Consider the following 13,521-nt stretch of genomic DNA (forward strand, 5'->3'; position numbering starts at 1 on the left):
TATATGGTTTTACCTTTTTTATCTTTGCACTTTACATTTAAAAACACCGTTTTGAAAAATATTTTTTATAAAAATACCAAAATCTCTTTTACAGACTCAGGAGAAGGAAATACAATAGTTTTTCTTCACGGTTTTCTGGAAAACAAAAAAATGTGGACAGAATATGCTTCTTTTTTTTCAGAAAAATATCGTGTTGTAACCATCGATTTATTAGGCCACGGCGAATCTGATTCCTTAGGCTATGTTCACGAAATGGAAGAAAATGCTCAAGCTGTTAACGAAGTTTTAGAACATTTAAAAATTGAAAAAGCTACAATTGTCGGGCACTCTATGGGCGGTTATGTTGCTTTGGCTTTCGCCGAATTATATCCGCAGAAAATCCAAAAATTAGTTTTACAGAATTCCACTTCTAAAGAAGATAATGCTGAAAAAAAATTAAATAGAACCCGTGCCATAAAAGCCGTAAAACAGAATTATGTAAGTTTTGTTAGTTTAGCAATCGCTAATTTATTTAGTGAAAATAATAGAACCCGCTTGGCTGACGAAATTGAAAAAGTAAAAGAGCAGGCTTTAAAAACACCATTACAAGGAATCGTAGCATCTCTTGAAGGAATGAAGATACGAAAAGATAGAGAATGGCTTTTACACGAAAATCGTTTTCCTCTTCTATTAATTCTAGGAAAGAAGGATCCTGTTTTAAATTACGAAGAAAATCTTGCTCAGATTGAAGACACCACAGCAGAATTAGTTTCTTTTGAAGATGGACACATGAGCCATATTGAAAACAAGGAAGCTTTGAATACTATTTTGTTCGATTTCTTCGAATAATTTGAACTTTACAAAATCAAAAAAGGCCATTTCTAACCGAGGTTGGAATAGCCTTTTTATCATTCTGGGGGCAAAATGTTATTATAACTTTGAAGTAATATCTTTTTTGTATTTAGATAAAGTAGCTCTTGTTAATCCAAGATTTGCTTTAGTTGAGTCTACAGCTAAATAGATAAAATACCTTCCGTCTTCAGACACGTCAATTATATGTATTTGATCTGTAAGTGTAATTAAAATATCATTGATTTTTTGGTTTAATCCTAAAGCTTTAATAGCGTTTAGTTTTGCTTTAACTACTTCTAAATTGTAAGCAGATGCTAATTCTGGATCAAAATTAGGATTTACAGTAAGTGAGCAGTAAGACATCCCTGTTTCAACTTCAGTTACTGAAACAGCGATAAATCCGTTAACATTCTCTTTTAAATCGTTTTGAAAATTTTGTAAAAAATCTGACATGTTTATTAAATATTGGTTTTAAATTAATTATTAAAAACAGAATCCATTCTTCTCAGTAATAGACCCATTTTACTTAAATCTTTAGAAAGCAACGCGATACAATTATCTTCTTGATTTTTGCTTGCCACTACAATTCCGTCATTATTCTTAATCATTACTTGTTTAAGATCTCCGTTGTTAATGTCTTCAGACATTTCGAGGCACATTTTCAAGATCATTCCGATCATCGCAGCAATATTCCCGTCGTATTCTAAATTAACCGACTCGTTTAAGATTCCATCAATATTAAAACTCAATCCAGATTCTGCTCCAGTCTCTTCTACTAGTGTTTGTAAATCAATCATATTCTTTATTTGTCATGTTTTGGAAGCGTCAAAGATATTTCAATATTAACAATTGTCGCCTAAACACTTGTTAAAAAAACAGCCGATATAACATCCTGAGCCACTTTTATTTATAGCATAATTAATCGTATTTTTTCGGATAAAATATTTAAAAAAAATTAACAGAAAAAACATATTATACTAAAATCGTAACATTTCATTTGATAAAACTCAATTCTAAAATTAACATATAGAGATTGTTGCATTACCCAAAAGTTTTTATATAGATTTGCAAAAAATTTATACAAATGAAAACTGTTGACGAATTACGCTTTGACCTAAATGTAAAATTGATGAAGTTTAGAAGATTTCGTATTGAAAACGGAAACATCAATACTACAAATGCAGAAGAAAATACTAAAAAAGGTTTCTTTAAAAAAATATTTAGCTAATAGCTTTTAAAAATCAGCCGGACGTGTTAGATAACCATTTTTTACTAGTTCGGCTTTTTCATTGATTTTATGCAACTTACCGCCTTTCAACAATAACAATATTGTTGAAATTTTCATCACATTTTCGTATTGATGATCGGTTATGAGAATTCCTTTTTCTCGAGAATTTTCTTTAATTAACTGAACTATAATTTCAATCATTTTTGGTGACAATCCGCTGAACGGTTCATCTAAAAGAATAAATTTCGACGAATTAAAAAGGACTAATTTTACTTGAAGATATCGCAATTCTCCAAATGATAGGTTTTTGATTTTTTGTCTTAAAAAAGGTTTTAGGAAGTCATCTTCATAAAAAAGATTCAATTTTTGTTTAGCGACTGATAATTCAATTGTCCTTAATACGGACAAATGGTTTGGAATAAATTGATCTTGACACATATAACTAATTTCATTGACCACCTCTGAACAATTATTCCTTGAAACTCCATCAATAAATATACTTTTATCCGAAGCAGTTAAATTACAAGAGATAATTTTTAATAAAGTCGATTTGCCAGAACCGTTATGTCCGAGCAGACCTACTATTTCACCTGTTCCAATTTTCAAATAAATATCTGAAAGTACAAGTTTATCACTAAACTTTTTTTGAATACCGCTAACTTCTAAAATATGTTTTTTCAATATATTTTTTGAATAAAGATTACTACAATTCCAAATAGAACAATGAAGAAAATATTCATTAAAAAACTATAAAAGAGAAGTTTATTTTTTGAAATTCCGTTGTTAGCATAAAATAAATATTCGCTTTTACGATACAATTCCTTAAATCCTATACTGGATAAAAACCCAATTGTAGCGAGAATAAACAGAAAATAATTAACGCTTCCAAAAAGGATTGCAGGAATAGAAACAACTAAATTTATAATTAAAGTTGTTTTATAAAACTCAAATATGTTCCAAATTTTTCTGATAAGCCGTTTAAATTTTTTCTTCGAATGGAATAGCTATATCAAAAATCTCACTTAACAAATTCGCAATTTCATCTAAATAAGAATTCAGTATTTCTGATGTCACAATAGCTTTTAAATCTTTATCTTCTTTAAACCCGAAAGGTAAAAAACCAGATTTGAGATTTTTAAAAGAAATAATCCCGACTTCGATCGGAAGCCCTCCAGCTTCTTTCTCAAACATGAAAGCGTATGCTAATACTTGAATAATTTTATCATTTTTAAGCTCTTCTGTCAATCCATTCCATGTTTTCAGCACAACATTCGACTTCTCAACTTTTCCTGTCTTATAATCGATAATTCTAATTTTCCCGTCACGTCGTTCGATACGGTCAACATTTCCTTTTATCAAAATAGGAAATGGAAGTTTCGGATGAACAAATTCACGCTCAAAAGTCTGCTCTAGGGCAATAATCTGAATCGCTTCATCATTTTTAATAGATTCTAATTCCATTCTTAAAAAATTAGAAACATTTCGTTTGGCGACCTCAAAAGCCAGCAGATTTCGTCCTTTCTTAATTTCTCCTTCTTTATAAACCAATTTAAACTGCTTAAGAACTTCATCATCCAATAATTTAAAGCAGTTTAAAATATCATTTTCTGAAATAAATTTACCAATAAAAGGTTCATAAAGTGCCTTTAAAGTTTCATGAATGATAGTTCCTAAAGTATTTAAAGCGATATTTTCTTCCACTTCCTCCACTTCTCGAATCCTCAAGACTTTCTGAAAATAAAACTCAATCGGATTTCGGATGTAACTTGTTAATGCCGACGGTGAAAAACCTGTTATTGCTATTTCCTTTAAACGCTCCATTACTGATTCTGATTTAGCAACCGAAATAGGTTCGTAAGCCGTATTAGGAAGTACCGGATTATAGATATCAAACGTAAGATTATGATTTCTCTGTTTTTCAACTTCTAACTGTGTAATGAAACGACTTCTTTCACCAGCATCTAAACCATCATTTTCAGTATTATAAATGAGATATATGTTCTTAGCTCTTTGTAATAAATGATAAAAATGGTAGGTATAGATCGCATCTTTCTCCTTAAAAGTCGGCAGCCCTAATTCTCGTTTTACATCATAAGGAATAAATGAATTCTGAGATTTTCCTGCTGGAAATTTTCCTTCATTCATTGATGTTATAATAACTGTTTCAAAATCTAAAACACGGCTTTCTAAAACTCCCATAATCTGCAAACCTCTTAAAGGCTCACCTTCAAAAGATACTTCTGCTAAATCTATAATCTGTTTGTAAATGGCGTGAAGCGTATCTATATTATCGATATGATAATGTTTGGAGTAGTAATTTATTAGTTTATTTATGACTTTAAAAACTCCGTAAACAAATGCTTTTGCAATTTTCTCCTGTTCATTATCATTACTGAAATGTTCCTTTATAACAATTAGCAATGCCGAAATATTCTTTAAAACTGCAACAGAACCATTTTCCCATTTTTCAAACAACAAATTAAAAAAATGAGAAGGACTTGGATGAAGCTCTAAAATTTTATGATGCGTAATAAAAGTATAATTATTCTCTTTGATAATTTTTACCAACATTTGAGCATTTGCATAAGGCTCTACTAATGGATGTGTTAAAACATCCAATACATCTTTATAATAAAAAACATAACTGCCTCCCTTACGCGAAAGCGCATTAGTATGCATTTTAAACAACTTGGCAACTAAAATTTGAGATGGATTATTTTTACCCGAATATCCCATGGTAATGTTTAAAAATCCAACAGAAGAAGGTAGTGAATATAAAACTGGAATCAATAAATTTTCCTCACCTAGCACAACGGCTACTTTGTCTAAAGACGCCGCAGGATCATTGTTTATTAAATCTTCAATTATACTTCCTGTTAATTTTGCCTGCCCTATAGTTTTAGGAGTTCCAATAATCTGGATATTTTTTGATTGCGAAAAATCATCCACAATCCATTCAAAGATATTTGATTTGTAATGTTTCCAACTTTCTTTAAAACGTCTTAAAAAAAGTCCCGCATCATGATATGGATCATTGAGAAAAGTTTGATCGGCATCCCAATAAATTTTAGCCTGACCTAAAGCTAATAAATGCTGTACAATTTTTTCTTCAGCAGCATTTAGAGCATTAAATCCTGCGAAAATAAAAATTCGATTACCGATAGTATTTGAAAAATGATTCAAATTATTGACCGCTTCTCTATAAACTAGTCCCTGGTACCCAATAGATTTAAACAACAAATGATTATAAAGCGAATCATAATACAAAGGAAGAAGCTTCCAGAAATCAATGTAATTTTCTAAAAGTTTTGTTTTTTGATCCACTTCTAATCCCCATTTTTTTATGTCTTCAATATCTTTTAAATAAGACAAAACATGTGAAGGATCTAAAAGATATCGATCAATTTCATTAAAGTCTTGAAGGAGCGTTTTCCCCCAATTTGCAAACAATTCAAATGACTGCTGATTCTTTTTCTCTGTAACCGATAAATAAACCTCATAAAATTCAAATAAAAGTTCAATTGAATCAATAGAGCGAATTGAAGCGACATCTTGTACAAAATCTTCAATACTTGTAATTTCAGGTGCAATTATAGTTTTATCAGTTTCTTTTTTAAGAGCATCAATCAAAAAAACTTTAGCTCTTTTATTTGGAAGAATTATAGTTATTTCTGAAAGTTTCAGTGCGTAATCTTGAATTACAACACCAGCTATTTTTTGAAGAAAAGAAGTATTTATCATAGTATAAAAATAAAAAAAGCCATTCAATTAAGAATGGCTTTTCCTTTTTATTTAGAAAGTAAATTAGATTTTACCTTGGTATTTAGAACCAATGTGTCTAATTTCTGTTCTTCTGTTTTGAGCTTTACCTGCAGCAGTTTTGTTACTTGCAACTGGTTGGCTAGAACCAAATCCTTTAGACTCTAAGTTCTCTGGATTAACACCTCTTTGGATTAAAGCGTTTAATACAGCAGCAGCTCTGTCTTCAGATAATTTTTGGTTGATTTTTGCAGAACCTGTACTATCTGTGTGTCCTTCAATAGAGAATTTCGCGTTTGGATAGTTTTTAAGGATTTCTTTAATAGCATCTAATCTAGCTGGAGTTTCTTTGTCACCAGTTTTGAAAGTAGCTTTTCCTGAGTTGAAGTAGATTGCTCTAGCTTGAACTTTAAGATCTTCTAACGCCTCAGAAGTTACTTCTGGACATCCTCTGTTACTAGCAGGACCATAAACTGTTGGACAGTCATCATCTTTATCAGCAACACCATCTTTATCAGCGTCTAAGAATGGGCAACCACCGTTTTCTTTAGGACCAGCAACTGTAGGACATTTGTCATCTTTATCAGCGATTCCGTCTCCGTCAGTATCAGGACAACCTTTTAAAGCAGCTAAACCAGCAACATCTGGACAAGCATCATCTTTATCAGCAATTCCGTCTCCGTCAGTATCAGGACATCCGTTTAATGCAGCTAAACCAAATACATCTGGACAAGCGTCAGAAGCATCAACGATTCCGTCTCCGTCAGTATCAGGACATCCGTTGAATTGTTTTAAACCAGCAACATCTGGACAAGCATCGTCTTTGTCATAGATTCCGTCTCCGTCAGTATCTTTACCTCCGAATTTGAAAACTAAACCTGCAGTGTGTTGGAAGTGAGATGGAGCATCTGGAGTTCCAGAAGCATCAACTCTATCGCCACTAACAGCCCATTTGTATCTTGTAGCAAGCTCAAGACCAATAGCATCTGTAAACCAAAAAGTTAAACCAGCACCTGGGTTAACAGTTCCATAGCTGCTATCTCCGAAGAAAGTATAACCTCCACCAACAGATAACGAAGGATCAATCACTTTAGATTTGATTAATTCTTGGAAGCTGTATTTGATAGTAGCATCAATTCCGTAGTACATTAAGTCTCCAGGATTCACAACAGCATTTCCTCTTGAATCAGTATTACTTAAAGTTGGGTCATTAAAAACAACAAATTTATCAATTTTGTTTACAGATCCTTGTAAACCAACTGAGAAACCACTACCTACATATCTATTTACACCAATGTAAGATAGAGAAGGAAGAATATTCCAGTTGTCTTTTACTGCGAATGGCTGAGAGAAGTGTTGATCAAAAAATCCACTACCAGCTCCAGAACTAGTCCTTGTATCCACAGCATTAACCCCGAAAGAGATCGCCCATGGATTGTTACTGTCTTGTGCGTGAGAACTTAAACCCATCGCCATCAATACAGCAACTAAAAGTTTGTTAAGATGTTTCATACTTAATTTTTTTAATTACAATTTAGTTAATTACAAGCAAAAGTAACACCAAATTTTTTAAATACAAAATGAAATGTTAAAAAAAACCTACAAAAATTTGACCAAAGTGGTAATTATATAACTTTTAACATTTTACCGACAACTGTGAACGCATTTATAGCCTTATCCAAGTGTTCTTTTTCATGCGCTGCAGACAGCTGTACGCGTATTCTAGCCTTTTCTTTAGGAACAACAGGAAAGAAAAAACCAATAACATAAATTCCTTGCTTTAAAAGTTCATTTGCCATCGTTTGTGACAATTTTGCATCGTATAACATTACTGGAACAATAGCAGAATCTCCATCGATAATATCAAAACCCGCTTTTTTCATACCTTCTTTAAAATAGTTAGTATTCCATTCTAGTTTATCGCGAAGCGTCGTATCTTTTTCTAATAATTCAAAAACTTTTATTGAAGCTCCAACAATTGCCGGCGCTAGAGAATTTGAAAACAAATAAGGTCTCGATCTTTGGCGCAGTAATTCAATTATTTCTTTCTTAGCCGTTGTATATCCGCCCATTGCACCACCTAAGGCTTTTCCAAGTGTTCCTGTGATAATATCAACTCTACCCATCACTCCTTTTGCTTCAAGCGTCCCTTTTCCTGTAGCACCAATAAATCCGGCTGCATGGCATTCATCAACCATAACCATCGCATCATATTTATCTGCTAAATCGCAAATTTTATCTAAAGGCGCAACTAAGCCGTCCATAGAGAACACACCATCTGTCACAATAAGTTTAAAACGAGCTCCAGCTTCGTTAGCTTTAATTAGCTGTTGCTCTAAATCTTCCATATTGTTATTTTCATAACGGTAACGCGCTGCTTTACAAAGACGAACACCATCAATAATAGAAGCGTGATTCAAGCTGTCAGAAATAATTGCATCATTTTCACCAAGTAAAGGTTCGAAAACACCTCCATTTGCATCGAATGCAGCTGCATATAAAATAGTATCTTCTGTACCATAAAAATCAGCAATCTTTTTTTCTAATGTCTTGTGAATATCTTGCGTCCCACAGATAAAACGAACAGATGACATTCCGAAACCATGAGTATCCATCGCATCTTTGGCTGCCTGCACAACTTCTGGATGAGACGAAAGTCCCAAATAGTTATTGGCACAAAAATTTAAAACTGTTTCTCCTGTTGAAATTTTAATTTCAGCACCTTGAGGAGATGTAATAATTCTCTCCTTTTTAAAAATTCCATTTTCTTCGATTGTCTGCAGCTCGCTTTGCAGATGCTCTTTAATTTTACCGTACATTTTTTATATATTTAAAACGTTAAAAATTAACAACTTAACAAAATTAAAGCTTCGTTATTTCTTTAACATCTGATTAATTTTTTCACAAATTTACCACTTCAATTTCCGAACCGATATATACCAATGCCTTTTTTAACACTTTGTATCCTAAATCTTCAATTGCATCCTGATATTCTTGAATTTGATTTTGATATTTCGCATTAACTGCGCCCGTTTTATAATCCAAAAGATAAGCTTCTTTATTCTCTAAAAATACAATACGATCTGGTTTTAAAATTCTTCCTTCTTTTTGAACAATGGTCTGCTCATTCAAAACAGTATCATTTCCATTAAAACAAATGGATAATTCAGGATGATTTACAATTTCTCTTAAAGTCTTCAATACTTGCTCGACTTGATCAAAAGTAATTAACCCATTTTCGAGTGATTTTGTTACCGCCAGATCAATGTCTGATTTATCTTTAACAAAAGCCAAAATCTCATGTACAATATTTCCATACGAAATCGCTTCTTGTTGATGTGTTCCCCACATTAAAGCTTCACGCTGGGCAATTTTAATATTTTTAGGATTTAAAACTTCTTTTACGACTGGAATTGATTTTACTAAATCAACCGTTTTTGTGTTTTTTGAAAGTCTTAATTTATTCCCAAATTCATAATTCAGTTTCTCTTCATCATAAATCCCTTCATTAATTAAATACTTAATAAAGAATGAAGCCATATTATTTGGATATTCACCGTCATTTTTTGCTTTCAGCGATTGAGAAATCACATACAATTGTTCTTCAGCACGAGTTAACGCAACGTACAAAACATTGATATTGTCCAATAATTCTTCTTGCTTTTTCAAGTTGAAAACTGCAGAAGCACTTTCACCAAAACTCTCCACAACACTGCTATTATCCACCAGCGCTTTCGGAACCCCTAAATTCGTTTCTTCAGTGTCGAGCCATAATTTATCTTTTGGTTTACGATTATAATCTTCATCGGCAAAAGGCATAATTACAACTGGAAATTCTAAACCTTTCGATTTATGGATTGTCATAATACGAACAGCATTATTTCCTTCCGGCGATGGAATACTAAATTTCTCTGCATTCTTATCCCAGAAAACTAAAAAATCTGCCACTCCTGATTGATTTCGAATATCACGCTCTAAAACAATATCCAGAAAAAACTGAACATAAGCATTTCCTTCTGAAGGAAGAATAAATTTAGAAATGATAATTTCAACCGCCTCGTAAAGAGATTTTTTTCGCACATCTTCAAAAGAAAAAGAAACATCAAAAGTTAAAAGCCATTCTTCAAATTCTTTCTCAAATCTATAACTCATCCCTTTAGCTATAAAATCATGAACTGGCATTGCCAAATCTTTAGTTGAAGCCAAGAAATGAAGAAAATTAGCTTTTGATTCTAAATTTGCACTGTTATTCAAATATCGAAGTAAATGAACTATCAAGCGAACTTCTGCCGCATTTTGAATCATCAAGGTTTCTGAAGACAAAAGCGGAATTCCTTGTTCGGTTAAATAATTAGCAACTGCAATTCCCTGATCTCTTTTTCGGGTCAGAATTACAATATCTTTATATTCAAAACCTTGTTTTACCACTTCTTGAATGGTATTTAAAGTCGCTAAGACATACAAATCAGATTTCTCTACAGCTTCTTCATCATCAGCAAAATCATTTTTATCAACGACCGGTAGAAATGAAATATTGACGTAACCTCCGTTTTTTGAATTTATATTCTGAAAACTATGATTTTCGTATAAATCTTTATAATCTTCGTTTGAAAATTCAGCCGAGATCAATTTAAAAAATGCATTATTGAACTCTATAACTTCGCTGTAGCTTCGATAATTGGTATTTAAATGCTTAATTGCCTTATCTGGGTTATTGAACGGATTTACATCTTTACTCAATTCAATAAACTGCTCTGCTTTACCGCCGCGCCAGCGATAAATCGACTGTTTAGGATCGCCAACAATCATCAATGTTCCTTTATTTCCTAAATCGTCTAAACCAGAAAGCGAATTATCAATTAACGGAATTAAATTCTGCCATTGCATTTCAGAAGTATCTTGAAATTCATCAATAAAAAAATGACGATAGCGTTCTCCTAAACGTTCGTAAATAAATGGCGCAGGCTGATTCTGAATTTCGCGGTGAATAATGGCATTGAATTCTGAAATAGACAAGATATTTTGCTCAGATTGAATTTTAGCCAATTCATTACTTACAGTGTTAAGAAGCGAAAGCGGTGTGATATTTTTTAAAAAGGCTTTGTAAAAATCCCTTTTCTCAAAGTTTTTATATACCTCCTTCAAAATTTGAAGCAACTCTGGAATAATATTTTCTATTAACGCTCTGTCTTTTGCAGTCTTATTAATCGCAATATCATCAAACTCATGAAAAGTTTTATTTTTCGGATTGAATTTTCCGTCTCGAATACTTTCTAAGTGATTTGGAAAAGTTCCTCGAGAAAATGATTTTGGATCAATTCCGTTTTTATCAATTAATTCAATTGCTTTAGAAGCTAGTTCTGCATTCTTAGATTCTAATTCTTTGCAAAGCGTCTGCATTTTTTGTTTAATCTCAACAAACTCTTCGATTGTTTTGTCTTGAAAATGCAGAATCTCATTTCGGTTATTTTCATTTAAAACCAATCTCCCTGTATCCAAAATTTCACGCGATACATCCCAGCTTTTATCATCATCGGTTTTTTCCATTGTAAAATCGATGAGTAATTTGGTCAACGTTTCATCTTCACCAGCTTGGGCTATAATTGCATCAACAGCTTCTACCAATAAGTTTTCTGTATCCAGCGTCACTTCAAAAGTCATAGGAAGATTTAAGTCATGCGCAAAGGCACGGATAACTTTATGCGTAAATTTATCAATTGTAGAAATATCAAAAGCTGCATAATTATGAATTAAGTGCTTTATGATTTGCTGCGATTTGGTTTTGATTTTAATAATTGAAAGTCCCGTATCACGCGAAAGATCTTCCATTAAATCAGCTGCCTTTGGAGACGGATCGTCTTTTGCAAACTCAGACAAACTTCCAACAATACGGCTTTTCATTTCATGAACCGCTTTATTGGTGAATGTTATCGCTAGAATATTTCGATATGCATCGTGTTTTGGAGAGGAAAGAATAATTTTGAGATATTCTTTAACCAATGTATACGTCTTTCCTGATCCCGCAGAAGCATCATAAATGGAGAAAGACGGACTTTGCATAAGTTTGGTTTTAGTATTGTAAAAATAGCATAATTAAATATTAAATCCCAATAATGAAAAATTCCAAATTCCAATATTTGTTTGCAATTAGCACTTCAAAAATTGGAATTTGGAATTTTTTATATTGTATTTTTAAAAATAATTAGTGTTTTGGAAAAGCTCTTTTATTAAAAACCAAAAGTATACCTACTCCTGTAGAAATTGCCATATCGGCAACATTAAAAATAGCATTAAAAAAAGCAAAATGTTTACCACCGAAAATTGGAAGCCAAGTTGGTAGATTTCCTTCCCAAATAGGGAAATAAAACATATCTACTACTAAACCATGAAACCAAGTTCCGTATGGAGCTGGAGAAAAAATGGTTGCTAAATTATGAGTGCTGTCATCAAAAATAACTCCGTAAAAAACAGAATCGATAATATTTCCTGCCGCACCTGCAAAGATTAATGCAATAGCAACTATCAAATAAGTCGAATGACGTTTTTTTATGGCATCAGAAAGCCACCAGCCAATTCCGAAAACTGCAAAAATCCTGAAAACAGTTAAAATTAATTTTCCGTATTCTCCAGGTATTTTTGTTCCCCAAGCCATACCTTCATTTTCAATAAAATGAATTCTAAACCAATCAAAAATAACTACTTCTTCTCCAAGAATGAAATTTGTTTTGACATAGATTTTAGAAAGCTGATCAACGATTAAAACTAAAAATATAAGGAAATACGCTTTTCGTAATGACATTTTATGAATTTTTGATGGGCAAAAATAACAATTAAATCAAAAAAAACGCTCCTAATGGAGCGTTAATTCTTTTCTAAGAAACTAAACAAAGTTTATCTGCTAATCTAAACCTAATAAAGTTTACTTTTTTACAGGAGCTTTCGCTGGAGTTTTTGGACTGTCGGAGAAAAAATCAGAAATAGATTTGAATATCCCTTTGCTCTCTTTTCCGGCAGCAAGCTTTTTAGCTTCCCCTTTTTTTACATCTGCTTTAAACTTGATACGCAGTTTTTCAAAATCTTTCATTCTGCGCTCTACATCAGAATTTACATCTTTGAATTTCAACACTTTAGCCATAATGTAAGTTTTTTACAGTAAATAATTTAAATTATTAATGATTTGGTATTACAATGATACATAAATTAATTTATATTTGTTAAATAAAATTAACAGTTGTTTAGGAAAATTAGCTATTAATTTAAAAAACAAATACCAAAATGAACTGAATTTAACATTCCTCCCAAAATCCTACAAATCATGAATGAAATCACCACTATTCTAAATGACTTTCTTGTCAGCACAAAATCAACCGCAGCATTAATTTTAAACGGAAAGGGAAAATTAATCACTTCCTTAAATTTAGACTACGGAGACAGTATTGCAGCGATGAGTGCCGCAATTTTATCAATGAGCGAAAAATTTTTAATTGATTTAGAAAAAGGTTCTTTAAAACAATTATATCTAAAAAGCTCAGAAGGCGTTATCGTCGGAAACAAAATAAGCGGCTCGAATTTTATTGTTGCTTTTTCTAAAGAAGGAAGCAACCTTGCATTGTTGATGCGCTCAACAGAAGAAGTATCTGCTGAATTAAGTAAAAATTCCCTATTGAAATAACATAAATCTATTAACAAACAAACCCACTAAA

12 protein-coding genes are annotated in these 13,521 nt (G+C 32.1%); 3 read left to right on the forward strand and 9 right to left on the reverse strand.

Annotated features, from left to right (window positions below; translation table 11 throughout):
- Positions 1-51: 51 nt before the first annotated feature.
- Entirely contained in the window at positions 52-828 is a 777-nt protein-coding gene (locus ASE40_RS02335) for an alpha/beta fold hydrolase (protein ID WP_057115963.1), read from the forward strand.
- A gap of 81 nt (positions 829-909) precedes the next feature.
- Here the strand turns inward: ASE40_RS02335 and ASE40_RS02340 are convergent, their stop codons facing one another.
- Together ASE40_RS02340 and ASE40_RS02345 are read right to left on the reverse strand one after the other, a co-directional pair.
- On the reverse strand, positions 910-1,284 hold the full coding sequence (locus ASE40_RS02340; protein WP_057115195.1) for a hypothetical protein: 375 nt from the start codon (positions 1,282-1,284) through the stop codon (positions 910-912).
- 23 nt (positions 1,285-1,307) lie between these two features.
- Positions 1,308-1,628, reverse strand: a complete 321-nt coding sequence (locus tag ASE40_RS02345) for a hypothetical protein (RefSeq protein WP_057115196.1) — start codon at positions 1,626-1,628, stop codon at positions 1,308-1,310.
- Between the two features lie 287 nt (positions 1,629-1,915).
- On the opposite strand from ASE40_RS02345, the gene ASE40_RS21935 reads away from it, so the two are divergent.
- Complete coding sequence (locus tag ASE40_RS21935; RefSeq protein ID WP_157848493.1) at positions 1,916-2,059, forward strand: hypothetical protein; 144 nt, start codon at positions 1,916-1,918, stop codon at positions 2,057-2,059.
- Positions 2,060-2,065: 6 nt separating this feature from the next.
- On the opposite strand, the gene ASE40_RS02350 is transcribed toward ASE40_RS21935, so the two are convergent.
- The 7 genes from ASE40_RS02350 to ASE40_RS02380 form a co-directional block, all read right to left on the reverse strand.
- Entirely contained in the window at positions 2,066-2,740 is a 675-nt protein-coding gene (locus tag ASE40_RS02350) for an ATP-binding cassette domain-containing protein (RefSeq protein ID WP_057115197.1), read from the reverse strand.
- 297 nt (positions 2,741-3,037) lie between these two features.
- The gene (locus ASE40_RS02355; protein ID WP_057115198.1) at positions 3,038-5,800 is read right to left on the reverse strand and encodes a PD-(D/E)XK nuclease family protein; all 2,763 of its coding nucleotides are present in this window, start codon (positions 5,798-5,800) and stop codon (positions 3,038-3,040) included.
- Positions 5,801-5,863: 63 nt separating this feature from the next.
- The gene (locus ASE40_RS02360; RefSeq protein ID WP_057115199.1) at positions 5,864-7,330 is read right to left on the reverse strand and encodes an OmpA family protein; all 1,467 of its coding nucleotides are present in this window, start codon (positions 7,328-7,330) and stop codon (positions 5,864-5,866) included.
- A 113-nt stretch (positions 7,331-7,443) separates the two neighbouring features.
- Positions 7,444-8,637, reverse strand: coding sequence for a glycine C-acetyltransferase (kbl, locus tag ASE40_RS02365; RefSeq protein WP_057115200.1), 1,194 nt, complete (start codon positions 8,635-8,637; stop codon positions 7,444-7,446).
- A gap of 82 nt (positions 8,638-8,719) precedes the next feature.
- Complete coding sequence (locus ASE40_RS02370; protein ID WP_057115201.1) at positions 8,720-11,878, reverse strand: UvrD-helicase domain-containing protein; 3,159 nt, start codon at positions 11,876-11,878, stop codon at positions 8,720-8,722.
- 142 nt (positions 11,879-12,020) lie between these two features.
- Complete coding sequence (locus ASE40_RS02375) at positions 12,021-12,617, reverse strand: lipoprotein signal peptidase (RefSeq protein WP_057115202.1); 597 nt, start codon at positions 12,615-12,617, stop codon at positions 12,021-12,023.
- A 120-nt stretch (positions 12,618-12,737) separates the two neighbouring features.
- Complete coding sequence (locus tag ASE40_RS02380) at positions 12,738-12,953, reverse strand: hypothetical protein (protein WP_057115203.1); 216 nt, start codon at positions 12,951-12,953, stop codon at positions 12,738-12,740.
- A gap of 180 nt (positions 12,954-13,133) precedes the next feature.
- On the opposite strand from ASE40_RS02380, the gene ASE40_RS02385 reads away from it, so the two are divergent.
- Positions 13,134-13,490, forward strand: a complete 357-nt coding sequence (locus tag ASE40_RS02385) for a roadblock/LC7 domain-containing protein (RefSeq protein WP_057115204.1) — start codon at positions 13,134-13,136, stop codon at positions 13,488-13,490.
- Positions 13,491-13,521: the final 31 nt, after the last annotated feature.

It is taken from the genome of Flavobacterium sp. Root935 (assembly GCF_001429295.1).
Taxonomy (GTDB): domain Bacteria; phylum Bacteroidota; class Bacteroidia; order Flavobacteriales; family Flavobacteriaceae; genus Flavobacterium.

Excerpts from the sequence above, each read along its gene's own strand:
- ASE40_RS02340 (WP_057115195.1), bottom strand. The coding sequence starts at position 1,284 with ATGTCAGATTTTTTACAAAATTTTCAAAACGATTTAAAAGAGAATGTT.
- ASE40_RS02345 (WP_057115196.1), bottom strand. The coding sequence starts at position 1,628 with ATGATTGATTTACAAACACTAGTAGAAGAGACTGGAGCAGAATCTGGA.
- ASE40_RS21935 (WP_157848493.1), top strand. The coding sequence starts at position 1,916 with ATGAAAACTGTTGACGAATTACGCTTTGACCTAAATGTAAAATTGATG.
- ASE40_RS02355 (WP_057115198.1), bottom strand. The coding sequence starts at position 5,800 with ATGATAAATACTTCTTTTCTTCAAAAAATAGCTGGTGTTGTAATTCAA.
- ASE40_RS02360 (WP_057115199.1), bottom strand. The coding sequence starts at position 7,330 with ATGAAACATCTTAACAAACTTTTAGTTGCTGTATTGATGGCGATGGGT.
- kbl (WP_057115200.1), bottom strand. The coding sequence starts at position 8,637 with ATGTACGGTAAAATTAAAGAGCATCTGCAAAGCGAGCTGCAGACAATC.
- ASE40_RS02370 (WP_057115201.1), bottom strand. The coding sequence starts at position 11,878 with ATGCAAAGTCCGTCTTTCTCCATTTATGATGCTTCTGCGGGATCAGGA.
- ASE40_RS02375 (WP_057115202.1), bottom strand. The coding sequence starts at position 12,617 with ATGTCATTACGAAAAGCGTATTTCCTTATATTTTTAGTTTTAATCGTT.
- ASE40_RS02380 (WP_057115203.1), bottom strand. The coding sequence starts at position 12,953 with ATGGCTAAAGTGTTGAAATTCAAAGATGTAAATTCTGATGTAGAGCGC.
- ASE40_RS02385 (WP_057115204.1), top strand. The coding sequence starts at position 13,134 with ATGAATGAAATCACCACTATTCTAAATGACTTTCTTGTCAGCACAAAA.